General features: G+C 64.2%; 15 protein-coding genes. 5 read left to right on the plus strand and 10 right to left on the minus strand.

What is annotated here, in order from left to right:
* Positions 1-63: 63 nt before the first annotated feature.
* Entirely contained in the window at positions 64-3,276 is a 3,213-nt protein-coding gene (locus tag LT988_RS08600) for a DEAD/DEAH box helicase (RefSeq protein ID WP_232409757.1), read from the plus strand.
* Positions 3,277-3,299: 23 nt separating this feature from the next.
* Positions 3,300-4,154, plus strand: a complete 855-nt coding sequence (locus tag LT988_RS08605; protein WP_232409758.1) for an SWIM zinc finger family protein — start codon at positions 3,300-3,302, stop codon at positions 4,152-4,154.
* 75 nt (positions 4,155-4,229) lie between these two features.
* Here the strand turns inward: LT988_RS08605 and LT988_RS08610 are convergent, their stop codons facing one another.
* The 7 genes from LT988_RS08610 to LT988_RS08640 form a co-directional block, all read right to left on the minus strand.
* The gene (locus LT988_RS08610) at positions 4,230-4,757 is read right to left on the minus strand and encodes a DEAD/DEAH box helicase (RefSeq protein ID WP_232409759.1); all 528 of its coding nucleotides are present in this window, start codon (positions 4,755-4,757) and stop codon (positions 4,230-4,232) included.
* Positions 4,758-5,178: 421 nt separating this feature from the next.
* Positions 5,179-5,484: a P-loop NTPase family protein gene (locus tag LT988_RS08615; protein WP_232409760.1), complete on the minus strand. Its 306-nt coding sequence runs from the start codon at positions 5,482-5,484 to the stop codon at positions 5,179-5,181.
* A 12-nt stretch (positions 5,485-5,496) separates the two neighbouring features.
* Positions 5,497-5,790, minus strand: a complete 294-nt coding sequence (locus tag LT988_RS08620) for a nucleotidyltransferase family protein (RefSeq protein ID WP_232409761.1) — start codon at positions 5,788-5,790, stop codon at positions 5,497-5,499.
* Between the two features lie 1,320 nt (positions 5,791-7,110).
* The gene (locus LT988_RS08625) at positions 7,111-7,926 is read right to left on the minus strand and encodes a tellurite resistance TerB family protein (protein WP_232409762.1); all 816 of its coding nucleotides are present in this window, start codon (positions 7,924-7,926) and stop codon (positions 7,111-7,113) included.
* Between the two features lie 346 nt (positions 7,927-8,272).
* A complete protein-coding gene (nudB, locus tag LT988_RS08630; protein WP_232409763.1) occupies positions 8,273-8,854 on the minus strand; it encodes a dihydroneopterin triphosphate diphosphatase in 582 nt (193 codons plus the stop codon).
* 7 nt (positions 8,855-8,861) lie between these two features.
* Complete coding sequence (aspS, locus tag LT988_RS08635) at positions 8,862-10,640, minus strand: aspartate--tRNA ligase (protein WP_232409764.1); 1,779 nt, start codon at positions 10,638-10,640, stop codon at positions 8,862-8,864.
* A 103-nt stretch (positions 10,641-10,743) separates the two neighbouring features.
* Complete coding sequence (locus LT988_RS08640; protein WP_408648060.1) at positions 10,744-11,178, minus strand: FmdB family zinc ribbon protein; 435 nt, start codon at positions 11,176-11,178, stop codon at positions 10,744-10,746.
* 83 nt (positions 11,179-11,261) lie between these two features.
* On the opposite strand from LT988_RS08640, the gene LT988_RS08645 reads away from it, so the two are divergent.
* From LT988_RS08645 to LT988_RS08655, 3 genes are read left to right on the plus strand one after another with little or no spacing between them, the layout of a single operon-like run.
* Entirely contained in the window at positions 11,262-11,501 is a 240-nt protein-coding gene (locus LT988_RS08645; RefSeq protein WP_232409765.1) for a hypothetical protein, read from the plus strand.
* Positions 11,491-11,934: a PIN domain-containing protein gene (locus tag LT988_RS08650; RefSeq protein ID WP_232409766.1), complete on the plus strand. Its 444-nt coding sequence runs from the start codon at positions 11,491-11,493 to the stop codon at positions 11,932-11,934. Before LT988_RS08645 ends, LT988_RS08650 begins: the two co-directional genes overlap by 11 nt.
* Before the next feature lie 19 nt (positions 11,935-11,953).
* Positions 11,954-12,808, plus strand: a complete 855-nt coding sequence (locus tag LT988_RS08655; protein ID WP_232409767.1) for an SDR family oxidoreductase — start codon at positions 11,954-11,956, stop codon at positions 12,806-12,808.
* 146 nt (positions 12,809-12,954) lie between these two features.
* Here LT988_RS08655 and greA read toward each other — a convergent pair whose 3' ends face one another.
* The 3 genes from greA to carA all read right to left on the minus strand — a co-directional run bounded on the left by greA (position 12,955) and on the right by carA (position 18,124).
* The gene (gene greA / locus LT988_RS08660; protein WP_232409768.1) at positions 12,955-13,431 is read right to left on the minus strand and encodes a transcription elongation factor GreA; all 477 of its coding nucleotides are present in this window, start codon (positions 13,429-13,431) and stop codon (positions 12,955-12,957) included.
* Between the two features lie 130 nt (positions 13,432-13,561).
* Positions 13,562-16,771: a carbamoyl-phosphate synthase large subunit gene (carB, locus tag LT988_RS08665; protein WP_232409769.1), complete on the minus strand. Its 3,210-nt coding sequence runs from the start codon at positions 16,769-16,771 to the stop codon at positions 13,562-13,564.
* Between the two features lie 207 nt (positions 16,772-16,978).
* On the minus strand, positions 16,979-18,124 hold the full coding sequence (gene carA / locus LT988_RS08670; RefSeq protein WP_232409770.1) for a glutamine-hydrolyzing carbamoyl-phosphate synthase small subunit: 1,146 nt from the start codon (positions 18,122-18,124) through the stop codon (positions 16,979-16,981).
* Positions 18,125-18,129 lie beyond the last annotated feature (5 nt).

Here is an 18,129-nt window from a genome sequence, read left to right on the forward strand (position 1 = left end):
GATCCTCCATCGGACCGGACCTGTGGATTGACGTGATGGACAGCCAAAGCTCCAATAGCGGGCATGAAGATCCTGCACGCGTTCTGGCTTCCGGAGTCAAGCCCCGACTTTGTTCAGTCGGGGACGATGCGCCTGTGGTGCGAAACCGACCGGGCCGATCCGGACGACACGGAGCCGACATCGGCCCGGCACCCGGGCCAGTTGCCGCGATCGGACTGGCCGGCACTGCTCGAGGGTCTCGGGCTCGCGAACGGGACGACGGTCCTCAAGCCGACCCCCGGCCTCGTGCGTTTGCCGAGCCACGGCGCGAGACCGCTGCCGTGTCCCGAGCTCGCCAAGGCACTGCAGGAGCCGGTGGATGTCTCCGGCGCGACCCTGCGGACCTGGGAGGTCGACTGCATCGCGCTCGAGCGGCCCATCAAGCAGCTCGCCGACATGCACTACCTGGCGGCCTTCGGGTTCGACGATCTGGAGCCGGGCAGTGACTTCCTCTTCTGGTACTGGTTCACGCAGGAATTGAAGCAACGGCTGCTGCGCGATCAATACCTGCCGGCACTGCGGTACCGTCAGCCGCCGATACCGAACGGCAAACGCAAAGCACCAGCGCCCGAGATCTACGGGGCTTGGCGGTGGGCAGCGGGCCCTGAGGACCCGCTGATCGCGACGGCGGCCCGGCGCATGCCCGCCGCCTGCGGTGCCGGCCTCGATGCCCACCTCGGCTCCGGCCGGGATGCGGGCCCACACGGGACCGGACACGAGTGGCTGGAACCCATGAGCCTGCTGCGGCACTGCGCGGACGTGCTCCTCGACCGGTTGATTCGACAGACCAAGTGGCCCGCCGCATTCCACAAGCGCGTCGAGGCCACTCTGCTCGCACCCTGCCTGGCGCCCACGCCGGCCGCTGCCCGCTGGACGCCCTTCGCGCCGGACCCATCGCACGGACTGGAGATGCTGCGCCAGTGGCAGGCGTGGCGCGACCGTATCGTCGGCAGCGAACGGACCGCGGCCTTCCGATTGGGCTTTCGGCTCGCGGAGCCGCCGACGGACGATGCCGGCGACCACATCGTCGGCCATCAGGGCGACGATCAAGACACTTGGCGCCTGCACTTCGTCGCCATCGCCACAGAGGATCCGTCGCACCGTTTGGCGCTGGCGGACTACTGGGCTGCATCGACATCCGCGCGTGCCACGCATCGGTCGCGCTTCGGCGCCGATTTCGAACAGATCCTCCTGCTGAACCTCGGCCTCGCCGCGCGCATGGTGCCGATGCTTTGGGGCGGACTCGACACCGCCGAACCGCAGTCGGTCGCGTTGGACCTGGATGGCGCCTTCAGCTTCCTGAAGGAATCCGCCTGGGTGCTGGAAGACGCCGGCTACAGCGTCATCGTCCCGGCCTGGTGGACGCCAAAGGGCCGCCAGCGCGTCAAGCTGCGGCTGCGCCCGTCCGCGGGCAAGACAGGCAAGAGCGCCGGCAGCAGCCCCGGCGCCGGGCATGTCAACCTGTCCAATCTCATCCAGTACCGCTACGACCTGGCGATCGGTGACCAGACCCTGACCCCCGAGGAATGGCAACAATTGGTCGAGGCCAAGACGCCGCTGGTGCGCTTCCGCGGCCAATGGGTCGAGCTGGATCGGGACAAGATGCAGGAGATGCTCGCCTTCTGGCGCGAGCACGGCGGCGAGATGCCGAGCATGAGCCTGCAGGAGATCCTGCAACGCACTGCCGAGGACGACGCCTTCGAGGTCGATCCCGACGCCGCCCTGGCCGGGATGCTGGAGCGGTTGCGCGACCAGAGCCGGTTGCAGCCGGTCGAGACCCCGACGGGCCTGCACGCCGACCTGCGCGACTACCAAAAACGCGGCCTGGCCTGGATCGGGTTCCTGGAGGGGCTCGGGCTGAACGGCTGCCTGGCCGACGACATGGGTCTGGGCAAGACCATGCAGGTCATCGCCCGACTGGTGCAGGAACGTGTCGGCGCGGACCGCATCGCGCCAACCCTGTTGGTCGCCCCCACCTCGGTCATCGGCAACTGGCAAAAAGAGGTTGAGCGCTTCGCGCCGGGCTTAAGCACCTGGATTCATCACGGCGCGAAACGCGAGAAGGATACCAAGGCGTTCCAGGCGCAGGCCGCCGAGCACGACCTGATCATCACCTCCTACGCGCTGGTGCGGCGCGACCAGAAGCTGCTCGCCGGCGTGGACTGGCAGCGCGTGGTGCTCGACGAAGCGCAGAACATCAAGAATCCGAAGGCCGACCAGACCCGCGCCGTGTGCAAGCTCGAAGCCCGGCATCGGCTCGCCCTGACCGGCACCCCGGTGGAAAATCGGCTCACCGACCTCTGGTCGATCTTCAACTTCGTCAATCCCGGCTATCTCGACACCCAGCCACGCTTTCGCAAACGCTTCGAGCTGCCCGTGCAACGCGACAACGACCCGGTGCAGACCGCAACACTTAAGCGCCTGATGGAGCCCTTCATCCTGCGCCGCGTGAAGACCGACAAGTCCATCATCGCGGACCTGCCGGACAAGCTCGAGGCCATCGCCTACTGCAATCTCAGCCGCGAGCAAGCGGCGCTTTACGAATCGGTGGTGCGCGACGTCGAGCAGCAGCTCGAAGAGAAGACCGGCATCGAACGTCAGGGCCTGATGCTCTCCACGCTGATGCGCCTGAAGCAGATCTGCAACCATCCCGCGCAGTTCCTTCAGGACGGCAGCGCCTTCACCGCCGCGCGCTCGCACAAGCTCGAGCGGTTGCACGCGATGCTCGAAGAGGCCATGGCCGAGGGCGACAGCGTGCTGATTTTCTCCCAGTTCACCGAGATCGGCGAGCAGCTCGAACACACGCTGCGCCGCGACCACCACTACAACACCTACTATCTGCACGGCGGCACCTCGCGCGCCCGGCGCGAGCAAATGATCGACGCCTTTCAAGACCCGGACGGCGAGCCGTCGGTGTTCGTGCTCTCGCTGAAGGCCGGCGGCGTCGGCATCACCTTGACCCGCGCCAACCACGTCTTCCACTTCGACCGCTGGTGGAATCCGGCCGTCGAGGACCAGGCCAGCGATCGCGCCTATCGCATCGGCCAGCAAAAAACCGTCTTCGTGCACAAATTCGTCACCATCGGCACGCTGGAAGAGCGCATCGACGCCATGATCCAAGACAAAAAGGCCCTGGCTGGCACCATCGTCTGCAGCGACGAGTCCTGGCTGACGCAACTCGACAACGACCGCTTCAAAGACCTGATCCGCCTCAATCGCCAGGCGGTGATGGGCTGATGCGGCGATAGGCGACGACACCCATGAGCAACCCAGGCAGAACTTGGTGGGGGAGCCGCTTCCTCGCTGCATTGGAAGGCTTCACCGACAGCGGCCGCCTGCAGCGCGGACGCGGCTACAGCAGCGACAACCGCATCCTCGAGTTCGCCATCGCCGACGGCTTGGTTACCGCAACAGTGCGCGGCAACGTAAACCCCTACTACGGCGTCTACAAGGAGCCAAAGTACAAGACCCGCATCCAGATGACCCCGCTGGCAAAAGACGAATGGGCCAGCGCCATCGCCCGGATCGGCAGCCGAGCCGACCTGGTCGCACGCCTGTTGATGAACCAGATGCCGGACGACATCGAGTCGGCCTTTGCCGGCACCGGCAAGGCCCGAGTCACGACGAAATCACTGCTGCCCCGCAATCGCCAGGACTTCAAGCTCACCGACTGTTCCTGCCCCGACTACGCCAACCCCTGCAAGCACATCGCCGGCGTCTATTATCGTCTCGCTCGCCAACTCGACCAGGATCCCTTCCTGCTGTTAGAGCTGCGCGGCCTCGGCCGAGAGCAACTGCGCGCGGCGCTAAGCAAAACCCCTCTCGGCCACGCCCTGCACGGGCTCGCCGACACCGCAAAACCGGAGCCCGTCGCCACCGAGAGCTACTTCACCCGGCCCGAGCCCGCGAGCGCATCACCCGACTACCACGCCTTCTGGCACGGCACCAAGCGCCTGCCGCGCGAGCTGCCGGCCATGCGCCCGGCTGAAGTCCCCGCCATCCTGATCCGCAAGGGCGGCGACTATCCACCGTTCTGGGACAAGGATGCCTCGTTCGTGGCACTGATGGAGGAGCTGTATCTGCGGGTGCGCGAGAAGAACAAGACGTTGCTGTAGCCGGCGCCCCTTGCGTAATCCGCGACCACGACGGACGTCCCGGCACAGCTCGCAACCAAGAGGCGCGCGATGCGCTTACGGACGTAAACCCCGACCGATGGATTGCTCGATCAGGACGCGCGCATTGGCCGCGCGCAGGGGCACGATGGTGTAGAGGTTGGTGACGTCCCAGCCCTCCTTGAGCATGTTCACGTGGATCACGATCTCGGTCGTCTCCTCGGTGTGCTCGACCTTGAGCAAGCGGGTGATCATGGCCTCTTCTTCGGCCCCGCTTTTGCTGGAATCCACCTGTATGACCTTGTCTTTGTAATGCCCATCGAAGAAGGCATCGGATTGGATCAGCGTCAGCAGCTCGCCCGCATGGGTGGTGTCGCGTGCGATGACCAATACGAAGGGCTTGACGATTGGCTTCTCGGTTGCGCGCGCATAGGTCTCCAGCTCGACCTTCACCCCCTCATGCCGGCGCACCCCGTCTTCGAGCTTGAGCCGCTCGATCTCGGAGGCGGACATCCCGCTGGGGTCGAAGTCCTTGCGTGTGACGACCGCGGGTTTCTTCACGAAGCCGTCGGCCATCGCACGCGCCAGCGGGTAGTCGAGGATCACGTTCTTGAAGGCGACGGCGCCCCGGCTGGTCTCGACATAGGGCTGGCCGTCAGCTCGAGCCCGAGGATAGGACGAAGCTCGTTGATCGCCCGAATCCCGGCGCTCGCGCGGTAGCCGTGCGACTCGTCCATTAGGAGCACCAGATCCGGCAGTCCGGCCAGATAGTCGAAATAGCTGGTGCCGATGTACTCCGACAGTCGCTTGATGCGCGGCGTCTTGCCGCCACGGACCTCCGTTGATCTTGGAGATGTTGAAGATGTTGATCCGCACGGTCCTGAACAGGCCGGCCCCGGTGACATTCTGTTGATCGTAGTTGTCGCCTGTGATGACCATGGGCGTATTGGTCGCGAACTCGGCGATACCCCGGAGGACATACTTCGTCGTGTTCGGCGTGAAGTCCGTGATCAGCTTGTTTAGTTGGTCAGGTTGGGCGCCAGCACGAAGAAGTTGTCGGTCCGTGGGCCTGATGCAGATAACTGACGAAGGCACCCATGAGCCGGGTTTTGCCCACGCCGGTCGCGAGCGCGAAACACAGCGAGGGGAGATCCCGCTCGAAATCGGAGACCGAAGCAAACTCCCCGCGGATGATGTCCAGCACGGCGGTGACCTCGGGCGCTTTGCCGGGCGTCGTGATCTCCATGATCCGATGCAGGATCTCCAGCGATCGGCGCTGGGGCGGGCGCAGGCTCAGGCGGCCGGCGATGGCGTTCACATGGCGGACAGTCACGAACCACCTCCTTCAAGCGACACGGAGCAGATCCTTTTCGATATGCCGGCGCAAGCGGGGTTTGATCATCGCATCCGTTGCAAGGTCGACCTTGGTGCCGAACAGTGCCTCCAGGCAATCCTTCAGATCCATGTAGCCGTCGAAGGTCGGCGGGCCTTCGAAGTCCACCAGCAGATCGATATCACTCCCGTCCCGAAGTTCATCGCGGGCAGCGGATCCGAAGAGGGCGAGATGCTTCACGCCGAACCGTTGCCGCATCTCCTCGCGGTGCCCGTTAAGAACCAATAAGACCTGTTCTCTGTTCATCAGGATTCCTCTTGACCGAAATCAAACCTCTGCTGCCCCGACTGCGGGGGCGCGATCGGAAGATTGTCGACCCGAAGCGAGTAATCGTCGCGGCCCCACTCGCAGCGCGAGAGCACTGGCGGAGGATCTTTTTGACCGTGAGATTGGAGTAGAGGTCGGCTCGGGCACGAAAGGCGGTGCAGAGCACCAGGAGGCTACGCTCGGGTCCGACCTCGTCGCTCAGTTGCTCAAGCTGCTCATGATTCAGGTTGGCAGTGGTGATATAGATGAGATCGCTCTCGGTCGAGTAGCCGTGCTGGCCTTGATCATCGGTTGGTCCAGAACGGGGGGTTTTGGTAGGCGATCAAGCACCCTGAAGGAGTTGCAGGAGCGCCGGGTAGGCGTAACCTTGGAAGTGCAAACTGACCGAGGGAAATGCCGTTATCCGATGCCCCTGCCTGCGTTGACTCTAGTGCAGATCGACGCCCCACGCCAATCCACGATCGCCCGTCGATGGACAAAGACATGCGGTCAGCGACATTCAGGCACGGCATTGTGGCGGGTTTTGATGCAGGGCTCAGCGACTTCCGCTGCCCCCTGGAGTCCCGCGCAAAGAAATCGGATTCACTGGGCATGGGCCGGCGTCAGATCCAAAGCGGCCTTCACATCGAGCCAGAACAGATGCGCAGGCGAGCTTGGCAACCCACCGGCGTTGGGGCGAGGCCGAGGCCAGGGGTAGATCCGGAGACAGTAAATTTAACTCGTAAACGAGGCGAGTGTCAGCTGTCCACTCGACTGCGAACCCCGGACCAGCGAATCACCAGCGTCGGCTACTGGCCGGTTGCAGACGTTAGGGGCGACCCAATCGACCCAAGACCTTCCGGACCGCCGGCACCCGTATCAGCGGTGGACGAATCCGGCAGCGTCAGCGCGGATTAGTCCGAGAAATTCCAGGGGAATAGGGTGAGCGAAAACAGCTGGTCTCGCGGGCATACTCCCGTGGCAGCATGTTCTCGGTCTTGGGCTCGACCCCGAATCTCGCCTGGTCCTAGGTCTCGAAATCGGCGAACTCGTCCTCGGCAGACAGAAACGGGTGCGCCTGGCCATCTCCTTTCATTAAGGGCACCGCCAAAAGGCAACCGCCACGACGAAAGTGTGAGTTGGCATCAACATATCGTCCTCAGATGAACGGGCCTTTTCTAAAGCACCCAAGGTCCGCCGTGCGGACCTTGGGTGAACGTTTCTCCCTACCTTTCCGCTAGCGCCCGTACTCAAATCGGCCAGGCATGGAGCGGTAGCGTGTGCTGCGCGGAAGAATCGATGACCGGCAGGCGCTGCTGCTCAGGCGACGCCGACGGCCTGGTGCAGATAGGCAACCGCATGCTGATTCAGCCCGAGTTTGGACGCGAGCTCTTGCAGGTAACGCTTCTCGGCATCGGTGTCGACCTGGATCGTCATCAGCGAGGCGGTATAGATCTGCGCTGCCGCCTGCTGGTTAGGCACCGCACGTGCGATGGCATCGGTCTCCATCGGCTTCTGCATCTCGGCGAGCACGAACTGGCGCTCCTCCTCGGAGACGCCGTCCTCCTGCATCTTGCCGAGCAGGCGCTGTGCTTCCTGTTGGTCGATCTGGCCGTCGGCCTTGGCGGCATTGATCATGGCGCGAATGGTCAATGTTGCCATGTCCTGGACCTTTTGCTCCTCCGCGGCATTGGCTGGCTTGCGCAGGCCGGCAATGATGGCGCTGGCATCATCGAGGCTGAAGCCTCCGCCAGCTTCGGCTGGGGCGGTGGCCTGCCCGCTGTCGGACATCATCTGCCTGGCCATGCCGAGCGCCTGAGCGGCCAGTGCACCGAACATCGAGAGCGCGCCGGCGCCGGCGGCGGTATTGCCGGAGCTGGCGACATTGGGGCCGCCCTGGCCACTGAAGATGGTGCCGCCGAGCTTTTTGAGTATGTCGAAGGGCAGACCGCCGCCACCCTGGCTGCCACCACTCATCATCGGCCCGGCAATCTTGCCGAGCATGTCGAATAGACTGCCGCCGGGGCCGCCTTGCTGCGGCATACCGCCTTGGCGGCCGAGCATATCCTGCAGTCGGCCGGCGGATGGACCCATGCCGCCTTGCATGAGTGAGCCAAGAATGTCGAACGGGTTCATATCAGCGCTCCAATTTTAATGGCGACCGCGTTGCCGGAGACGGATCTCCGTCGCAGCGGAGATGATGGCCGGCGGACAACCCGCCCGGCCGTGCTCAAGCGACTGCTCCATCGGTGACGGGCTCCCATCCGTCGTTGTCGTCCTAGCGAAATTCGGCGCACGATTCGGATGATCTGGCCTACCTCCGAAGCTCTGCTCCGGATAGGGCGAGTACTGGCGGGCTCAGCTCTCTATCGAGTTGCTCAACGCGCAAGCTTAAACGGCAGAGTCCGTAGCCGCCCCCTTCGCAGCGGCCGACCGCATGGACAGCCCCGACATTCCGACCCGGTACGCCCGGCCGACGAGCCTACCAGGCAATCCCGGCCAGCCCGCGAATGGCATCGCGATTGGTACGAGACGTCGCAAGGGCCAACGCCGGTTGAGCCGCTAGCCATCGATACTGCGTATGCTCGCGCGGATTGAGGCGAATCAAGCGTCGCGTTTCAAGCATGAGGGCGAACCAGTATTCGCGATTGAAGCAGACGTTGGGTGCGTAGCGTTTCCGCCAAGCTTGGATAATCGGAAAGAGGTTTGAGTGATGCAGATCGATTAGCGCGCCGCCGACCAGCAAGCCTGTTTCTTCGAAGACCTCACGCGCCGCCGCATGTCGCGGCGACTCCCCGGGCGCCAGGCTGCCGGTGACCGACTGCCAGAAGCCAGCGGGGCGGGTCCGTTTCAAGAGCAGAAACTCGCCGCCGCGGGTGCAGATGACGACCAGCACCGATTGAGCGCGCTTGCGTGTCTCATCCGACATGGATGCGGGCTCCAACGGCGGCTCATCGGCTTGGACGGCGAGCGCAATGCTCCGCGCCTCCTCGAGCGACCGCACCGACCGCACGGAATCACCGACAACCGGCCCCGGCATCATCCCCGCCGCATCGACAGCCATCCCCGCCTCAGGCCCGCAGCCTGATGCGCAGCGCGAGCTCCTTGAGCTGGGTCTCGTCGACGGCCGAGGGGGCGTCGGTGAGCAGGCAGGCGGCACTCTGGGTCTTGGGGAAGGCCATGACGTCGCGGATCGAGCTCGCGCCGGTCATCAGCATGACGAGGCGATCCAGACCGAAAGCGATGCCGCCATGCGGCGGACAACCGAAGCGCAGCGCCTTGAGCAGGAAGCCGAAACGGTCCTCCGCCTGCTCGTCGCTGATGGCCAAGAGCTTGAAGACCTGCCGCTGAACGGCGTCGCGATGGATACGAATGGAACCGCCGCCGATCTCGGTTCCGTTCAGCACCATGTCGTAGGCACGCGAGAGACAGGCGCCCGGATCGCTCTCGAGCAGCTCCAGCTGTTCCTCTTTCGGCGCCGTGAAGGGATGGTGCAGGGCGACCCAGCGCTGATTGACGGCATCGCGCTCGAACATCGGAAAGTCCACCACCCAGACCGGGTGCCAGCCCTCGGCGAGCAGCCCGCGATCTTGACCGAGCCGAACCCGCAGCGCGCCCATCGACTCGTTGACCACCGTGGTCTTGTCGGCGCCGAAGAAGATGAGATCCCCATCGACGGCCTCGGTGCGGGTCATGATGGCGTCGACCGCGCTGTCGGGGAGGAACTTGAGGATCGGCGACTGCAGGCCCTCGCGCCCTTTTTCCGCCCAGGCGTTCACCTTGATGTAGGCCAGGCCCTTCGCACCATAGATGCCGACGAACTGGGTGTAGCCGTCGATCTCCTTGCGCGAGAGCTCCCCGCCGCGCGGCAGACGCAAGGCCACGACGCGACCCTCCGGGTCTTGCGCCGGCTCGGCGAAGACCTTGAAGTCGACCCCGGCCATCAGATCGCCGACGTCGATCAGCTCCAGGGGCACGCGCAGATCCGGACGATCCGAGCCGAAGCGACGCATCGACTCGGCATAGGTCAGACGCGGGAAGGGATCGGGCAGCTCGACACCCTGCACATCGCGGAAGAGCGCGCGGATCATGGTCTCCATGATCCCCATCAGCTCGTCCTCGGTCATGAAGGAGACCTCGATGTCGAGCTGGGTGAACTCGGGCTGGCGATCCGCGCGCAGATCCTCGTCGCGGAAACAACGGGCGATCTGATAGTAGCGGTCCATGCCGGACATCATGAGCAACTGCTTGAAGAGCTGCGGCGACTGCGGCAGCGCGAAGAACTCGCCCGGATGGGTGCGGCTGGGGACCAGATAGTCGCGTGCGCCCTCGGGCGTCGATTTGGTCAGGATCGGGGTTTCGATGTCGAGAAAGCCCTGCGCGTCGAGGAAGGAGCGCATCGCCCGGGTCACTTGGCTGCGCGTGCGCAGGCGCGCCTGCATCTCGGGGCGACGCAGATCCAGGTAGCGATAGCGCAGACGCAACTCCTCGGAGGCGTCGGCGCCGTGCTCGTCGAGCTGGATCGGCGGGGTCTCGGAGGCGTTGAGGATCTCCAGATCCAGGCCCAACACCTCGATCTCGCCGGTCGGCAGATCCGGGTTGACGGTGCCTGCCGGGCGCGGTCGCACCCGACCCGTAAGTTTGAGCACATACTCGCTGCGCGCTTGCTCGGCACGGGCGAAGACCTCGGCGCGATCCGGATCGAGCACGACTTGGACCAGCCCGTCGCGGTCGCGCAGATCGATGAAGATCACCCCGCCATGATCCCGACGCCGATGCACCCAGCCGCACAATACGACCTCTTGGCCCTCATGGCTGCTGTTCAGTTCTCCACAGTAATGCGTGCGCATCGTCGTCTCGCCTCGTGTCTTCGCATCGAGCGACGCAAAAGCGCGTCGCTCGATGAGGTGTATTGCGTGATGGGATGGGGAAAGGTCGGTCGCCGCGTCCGGCTCAAGCCGCGGGCTTTTTTTCGACCGGCTTCGGCTTCGGGGCGGCGCTCGCATCCGGCTTCGCCGTCGCGCTGCTGCCCTTGTCGCCCGAGCCGGAGCCAGAGCCGGACTTGGACCCGGAAGCCGCACTGTCGCCCGACTTGGTCTCTTTCTTCTCACCACTGTCGTGCAGATTTTTCTGATTCGACTTCTTGAAATCGGTCTCATACCAACCGCCGCCCTTCAACCTGAAGGCGGCAGCGGAGATCTGCTTGCGCAGCGTCGGCTGACCGCACGCGGGGCAGTCGACCAGGGGCGGGTCGCTGATCTTCTGAATCTGCTCAAGCTCATGACCGCAGGACTCGCAGCGGTACTCGTAGATCGGCATCGTTCGTTCCTCAAACAAAAACAAGCTGGCGCCGATTATCAGGCGTTGCCGGGAGATTTCATACCGCACGACGCAGACCGACCTCTCGACGACAACCGCCGCTCGACCCGTCTCGTGCTACACTGAACTAGTGTACTCGTGGAGAGACCATCATGGCCAATCTGACAATCACCGTCGACGACGAGGTTCTCAAGCAGGCGCGAATCCGCGCACTCGAAGAGAACAGCTCGGTCAACGCCATACTGGGGCGCTACCTGCAGGACTACGCGCGAGCCGACGAGGCGCGACAGCGCCGCCAGGACGCGCTCGACGCCCTCCTTGCGTTGGCGCAGCAATGCGGCTGCGGACGCGGCGGACAAACCTGGACGCGAGCGGATCTGCATGAGCGGTGAGATCCGTTTTTTGGACACCAGTATCCTGGTCTATCTCTTCGACGGCGATGAGCCGACAAAACAGGCGATTGCCGAGCGGATCTTTCGCGACGATTCCGGGATTCGACTCAGCACCCAGGTGCTGGCGGAATTTTATGTCACGGTCACCCGCAAATTGGGGCGTCCGATGTCGCCCGAACAAGGCTTGGCCGCCGCGCAACACTTCAAGACGTATCCTGTCGCGCCGATCACCCAAGACCTGGTCACGCGAGGCATCAGCCGCAGCATCGACTCGCGGATCTCCTTTTGGGACGGACTGATCGTCGAAACCGCACTGGCCGAAAAGGCTCGACTGCTGGTCACGGAAGACCTTCAGGACGGCTGGACGATCGGGACCATGCGGGTGTGGAATCCCTTCACGCCGACCGGCAGCGACAGGCCCCGGCCATGCTGAACACCGATGCAAACCGCCGATGACATCCTCGACCAAGCGATCCATCCTCCTCACCGGCTGCTCCAGCGGCATCGGGTTCACGTGCGCAATGGGCTTGGCCCGACGCGACTGGCTGGTGATCGCCTCCGCGCGCAAAGCGCAAGACGTGTCGCGCCTGAAGGAGCAGGGTCTCACGGCCGTTCAACTCGACCTGGACGACCCCGAGAGTATCGCCGACGCGCTCGCGCAAACCCTGGACATCACCGGCGGCAGGCTCGATGCGCTCTTCAACAACGGCGCCTACGGACAACCCGGCGCGGTCGAGGATCTCAGCCGAGATGTCCTGCGCGCCCAACTGGAGACCAATCTGCTGGGCTGGCATGATCTGACCTGCCGGGTTATCCCCATCATGCGCAAGCAAGGCCATGGGCGCATCGTTCAGAACAGCTCCATCCTCGGCTTCATTCCGCTCCCCTTTCGCGGCGCCTATGTCGCGAGCAAATACGCCCTGGAAGGGCTCACGGACACCCTGCGTCTCGAGCTGCGCGGCAGCGGGATCTCGGTCTCCTTGATCGAGCCGGGGCCCATCCTGAGTCGCTTTCGCGACAACGCCTACCTGGCCTTGAAGGCGAACATCGACACCGAGCACAGCGTCCACCATGCAGCCTACGCGCGTGCGCAGCAGCGACTCACCAAGACCGGCGCCGCCCAGCCCTTCACGCTCCCGCCCGAAGCCGTACTGAAGAAGCTTATCCATGCCCTGGAAAGCCCGCGACCGCGGATTCGCTATGCGGTCACCGTCCCCACTCACCTCTTCGGCGTGCTCACCCGGCTCCTGCCGGACAGCGCGCTGGACTCGGTCATCGCACGCATCTCACGTGGGGGTGCCGGGTAGCCGCAACCGCCGCCAGTCATCACGCCCCACCCTGCGGCCCCGATCGATCCACGAAAAACATGCGTTTAAACCGCGTCCCGCCGGCGAATGGAGGCCAGCCGACGCCAACCTCACCAACAACCATCACAACTCCCGCCGGACGCGGTTTAAACGTACTTGACTTCCAGAATTTCGAACTCCCGAATACCGCCGGGCACCTGCACCGAGGTCACATCGCCTTCGCTCTTGCCGATCAGACAGCGTGCGATGGGCGAGCCGACCGAGATCTTGCCTTGTTTCAGATCGGCCTCGTCTTCCCCGACGATCTGAAAGCTATGCTCGATATCCTTGTCCAACTCCAGCACCTGCACAGTCGCGCCGAAGACGACCCGCCCGCTGGCGGCAAGCTGCGTCACGTCGATGATCTGGGCGTTCGCGAGCTTGCCTTCGATATCCTGGATACGCCCTTCGACAAAACCCTGCTGCTCGCGCGCGGCATGGTACTCGGCGTTCTCCTTCAGATCGCCGTGCGCCCGCGCCTCGGCGATCGCCTCGATGATGCGGGGGCGCTCGACACGCTTGAGCCGCTCGAGCTCTTCGCGCAATTTCTCAGCGCCTCCGACGGTCAGAGGGACCTGATTCATGGGTGATTTCCTCGTCTGGATGCACCGCCTTCGTCACGTATGCGGATCGGGCCGGAGGCCCTCGCGAGTCGGATCTTAGGGGTGTCGCATAGAAAACGTTGCGGGCGCCGAAGGGCGCCCGCGAGGTTGGTCACGCGAGATCTTGTAACCGATTGACGCTCAGAATGTCCAGCTGTTTCAGCGCCAAACAGGTCGCCTCCGCACCCGAAATGGTCGTCGTATAGCTGACCTTGTGTTGGAGCGCGGCGCGGCGGATCGCCGCGGAATCGGCGATGGCTTGAGAGCCTTCGGTCGTGTTGACGATGAAGCTGATGTCGTTGTTCTTGATCATGTCGACGACATGCGGACGCCCCTCGGCGACCTTGTTGACGCCGATACAGTCCAGACCGGCGTCACGCAGCGATTGTGCCGTACCGTGGGTGCCGAAAAGCGTGAAGCCGAAGCCGACCAGGTCGCGAGCGACTCGGATCAGGCGCGCGCGATCGGCCAGGCGAACGCTCAAGAGCGCTGTTCCGCCGAGCCGCGGGAGGAGTGTCCCCGCCCCCTCTTGCGCCTTGGCATAGGCCTCCCCGAAGGACTCGCCGACACCCATGACCTCGCCGGTCGACTTCATCTCCGGACCGAGCTGGGTATCCACGCCCGGGAACTTGATGAAGGGGAAGACCGCCTCCTTGACGAAATAGTGCTTGGGCATCCGCTCGCGGCGGATGCCCTGCTCGGCGAGTGTCGTGCCGGCCATGCAGCGCGCGGCCACCTTCGCGAGCGGGAGGCCGATGGCCTTGGAGACGAAGGGAACGGTTCGCGAGGCCCGCGGATTGACCTCGAGGATGTAGACATCCTCGCCCTTGACGGCGAACTGCGCATTCATCAGGCCGACGACCTTGAGGGCATGCGCCATCTGCGCCATCTGCTCGCGCATGCGGTCCTGAATCGACGGAGACAGGGTGTAGGGCGGCAGCGAGCAGGCCGAATCGCCCGAGTGCACGCCGGCCTGCTCGATATGCTCCATGATGCCGCCGATCAGCACGTCCTTGCCGTCGCAAATGGCGTCGATGTCGACCTCGATGGCATCGTCGAGGAACCGATCGAGCAGGACGGGGGACTCGTTGGAGACCCGCACCGCCTCGCGCATGTAGCGGTTCAGCTCCGACTCGTCGAAGACGATCTCCATCGCCCGACCGCCCAGAACATAGGAGGGACGCACGACCAGCGGATAGCCGATCCGGGCGGCCCGTTCGATCGCCTCGGCCTCGCTCCGCGCGGTCGCATTCGGCGGCTGTCGAATCCCCAGCTCCTGGATCATCTGCTGAAAACGCTCGCGATCTTCGGCCAGATCGATGCTGTCCGGACTGGTGCCGATGATGGGCACGCCGGCAGCTTCCAGATCGCGCGCGAGCTTCAAGGGGGTATGGCCGCCGTACTGGACCACGACGCCGAGCGGCTTCTCCTTGGCGACGATCTCGAGCACGTCCTCGAGGGTCAGCGGCTCGAAATAGAGCCGGTCGGAGGTGTCGTAATCGGTCGAGACGGTCTCGGGATTGCAGTTGACCATGATGGTCTCGTAACCGTCGTCGCGCAGTGCGAAGGCGGCGTGGACACAGCAGTAGTCGAACTCGATGCCCTGGCCGATGCGGTTCGGACCGCCGCCGAGGACCATGATCTTTTGGCGATCGCTCGGCTCGGCCTCGCACTCCTCCTCGTAGGTGGAGTAGAGATAGGCGGTGCTCGACGCAAACTCGGCCGCGCAGGTGTCCACGCGCTTGAACACCGGCCGCAAGCCCTGCCCGTGCCGCAGTGTCCGGATCTCATGCTCGGTCGTGCCGACGAGGTGACCGATCCGCCGATCCGAGAACCCCTTGCGCTTGAGCAGACGCAGATGCTCGCGGCTCAGGGCCTCGTGACCACCCGCGCGCACCTGTGCCTCGACATGCACGAGATCCTCCAGTTGAGACAAGAACCAAGGATCGATCTTGGACAGGTCGTGGATCTCCTCCAGACTCATTCCCAGACGGAAGGCGTCGGCGAGATAGAAGATCCGCTCAGCCCCGGTCTGACGCAGCTCGTGGCGAACCTGCTTGGCGGCATCCGGCTCGCGCGGATCGACGATCTCCTCTAGACCGTAGCGGTCGATCTCCAGGCCGCGGAGGGCCTTTTGAAGCGACTCTTGGAAGGTGCGGCCGATCGCCATCACCTCGCCGACCGATTTCATTTGGGTGGTCAGACGCGCGTCGGCCTGCGGGAACTTCTCGAAGGCGAAGCGCGGGATCTTGGTGACGACGTAGTCGATGCTGGGCTCGAAAGAGGCCGGCGTGGCACCTCCCGTGATCTCGTTGCGCAACTCGTCGAGCGTGTAGCCCACCGCCAGCTTGGCCGCGACCTTGGCGATCGGAAAACCGGTCGCCTTGGAGGCGAGCGCCGAGGAGCGCGACACGCGCGGGTTCATCTCGATGATGATCATGCGGCCGTCGGCCGGATTGATCGCGAACTGCACGTTCGATCCGCCGGTATCCACCCCGATCTCGCGCAACACCGCGATCGAGGCGTCGCGCATGATCTGGTATTCCTTGTCCGTCAGGGTCTGCGCCGGCGCGACCGTGATCGAGTCGCCGGTGTGCACCCCCATCGGGTCGAAGTTCTCGATCGAGCAGATAATGATGCAGTTGTCCGCGCGGTCCCGGACTACCTCCATCTCGAACTCCTTCCAGCCGAGCGCCGACTCCTCGATCAGGAGCTCCTTGGTCGGGGAGAGATCCAGCCCGCGCCGGCAGATCTCCTCGAATTCCTCCTGGTTGTAGGCGATGCCGCCGCCGCTGCCGCCCATCGTAAAGGACGGACGGATGATGGTCGGAAAGCCGATCGAGGCCTGGACCTGGATCGCCTCCTCCAGGCTATGGGCGATCGCCGAGCGCGGCATGTCCAGCCCGATCTTGCGCATCGCCTTGCGGAAGAGGTCGCGGTCCTCGGCCTTGTCGATCGCCTCGCGCGAGGCGCCGATCAGCTCGACGCCAAAGCGCTCGAGCACGCCCTCGCGCACCAGATCGAGCGCGCAGTTCAGCGCGGTCTGACCGCCCATCGTCGGCAGCAGTGCATCCGGGCGCTCACGCTCGATGATGGCCGAAACCGCGCGCCAGGTGACCGGCTCGATGTAGGTGGCGTCCGCCATCTCGGGGTCGGTCATGATGGTTGCGGGGTTGGAGTTCACCAGGATGACCCGGTAGCCCTCTTCGCGCAGCGCTTTGCAGGCTTGCGCGCCGGAGTAGTCGAACTCGCACGCCTGACCGATGACGATCGGCCCGGAGCCGATGATCAGGATGCTGGAGATGTCGGTACGCTTAGGCATGGAGGTTCATTCGCCGGTTAAACCGCGCCCAGCGCGGTATGCGATGTTTTTGGATGGGATCGGCTCCGGCAGACCTGACGATCGCTGGAGCCGGCGCGGTTTAAGATATTAAAAACAATACCCTTTTAAACCGCGACCCCGCTAACGGCCGTGGATGCACCAAACGTCGAGTACACTCGAAGATCAGCATCTGGCTCCGGGCGCGGTTTAGGCCTTGCGGGCGCCCATGAGCTCGATGAAACGATCGAAGAGCGATGCAAGATCGTGGGGACCCGGACTGGCCTCGGGGTGACCCTGGAATCCGAATGCCGGGCGATCCCGATGCCGGATGCCCTGCAGACTGCCGTCGAACAAGGAACGATGGGTGGCCTCGACCGTCGGGGGCAGACTCTCCTCGTCGACCGCGAAGCCGTGGTTCTGGCTGCTGATCATGACCTCGCCCGTAGCGAGATCCTGGACCGGATGATTCGCGCCGTGATGTCCGAACTTCATCTTGAGCGTGCGCGCACCGCTGGCAAGGCCGAGCAGCTGGTGCCCGAGACAGATGCCGAAAAGCGGCATGTCGTTGCCAAGCAGCTCGCGGATCGCCTCGATCGCATAGTCGCAGGGCTCCGGATCGCCAGGGCCGTTGGAGAGAAACACCCCGTCCGGCTTCAGAGCCAGCACCGTGGTCGCAGGCATGTGCGCCGGCACGACCGTCACATGACAGCCGCGCGAGGCGAGCATCCGAAGGATGTTGCGCTTGATGCCGTAGTCGTAGGCGACCACGTGAAACGGCAGGCGATCGCCGACCGGATGGATGGATTCGGGATGGCCTTCGCCCAGGACCCAGACGCCTTGGGTCCAGGAATAGGTCTCGGAGGTCGAGACCTCTTTCGCCAGGTCCATGCCCTTGAGGCCCGGAAAGCCCTGTGCGGCGTGCAGAGCCGCCGCCTCGTCAATCCCCTCGCCAGCCTGAAGGCAGCCGTTTTGGGCACCCTTCTCGCGCAGCAGGCGGGTCAGGCGTCGGGTGTCGATATCGGCAATGCCGAGGATGCCGTGGCGCTGCAAATAGGCGTCGAGACGCTCGGTCATGCGAAAGTTGCTGGGGAGGATCGGCAGGTTGCGGATGATGAGGCCGGCGGCCTGAACGCGGTCGGACTCCTCGTCCTCAGGGTTGGTGCCGACGTTACCGATATGCGGATAGGTCAGGGTGACGAGCTGTCGCAGATACGAAGGATCCGTGAGGATCTCCTGATATCCGGACATGGCGGTGTTGAACACCACCTCGCCGATGCTCGATCCATCGGCGCCGATCGACGTTCCCCGGAAGACGGAGCCGTCCTCCAGCACGAGTACCGCGGGTTTGCTCAAGGGTT

It is taken from the genome of Thiocapsa bogorovii (genome assembly GCF_021228795.1).
Classification (GTDB): domain Bacteria; phylum Pseudomonadota; class Gammaproteobacteria; order Chromatiales; family Chromatiaceae; genus Thiocapsa; species Thiocapsa bogorovii.

Excerpts from the sequence above, each read along its gene's own strand:
- LT988_RS08600 (WP_232409757.1), top strand. The coding sequence starts at position 64 with ATGAAGATCCTGCACGCGTTCTGGCTTCCGGAGTCAAGCCCCGACTTT.
- LT988_RS08605 (WP_232409758.1), top strand. The coding sequence starts at position 3,300 with ATGAGCAACCCAGGCAGAACTTGGTGGGGGAGCCGCTTCCTCGCTGCA.
- LT988_RS08620 (WP_232409761.1), bottom strand. The coding sequence starts at position 5,790 with ATGAACAGAGAACAGGTCTTATTGGTTCTTAACGGGCACCGCGAGGAG.
- LT988_RS08625 (WP_232409762.1), bottom strand. The coding sequence starts at position 7,926 with ATGAACCCGTTCGACATTCTTGGCTCACTCATGCAAGGCGGCATGGGT.
- nudB (WP_232409763.1), bottom strand. The coding sequence starts at position 8,854 with ATGGCTGTCGATGCGGCGGGGATGATGCCGGGGCCGGTTGTCGGTGAT.
- aspS (WP_232409764.1), bottom strand. The coding sequence starts at position 10,640 with ATGCGCACGCATTACTGTGGAGAACTGAACAGCAGCCATGAGGGCCAA.
- LT988_RS08645 (WP_232409765.1), top strand. The coding sequence starts at position 11,262 with ATGGCCAATCTGACAATCACCGTCGACGACGAGGTTCTCAAGCAGGCG.
- LT988_RS08650 (WP_232409766.1), top strand. The coding sequence starts at position 11,491 with ATGAGCGGTGAGATCCGTTTTTTGGACACCAGTATCCTGGTCTATCTC.
- LT988_RS08655 (WP_232409767.1), top strand. The coding sequence starts at position 11,954 with ATGACATCCTCGACCAAGCGATCCATCCTCCTCACCGGCTGCTCCAGC.
- greA (WP_232409768.1), bottom strand. The coding sequence starts at position 13,431 with ATGAATCAGGTCCCTCTGACCGTCGGAGGCGCTGAGAAATTGCGCGAA.
- carB (WP_232409769.1), bottom strand. The coding sequence starts at position 16,771 with ATGCCTAAGCGTACCGACATCTCCAGCATCCTGATCATCGGCTCCGGG.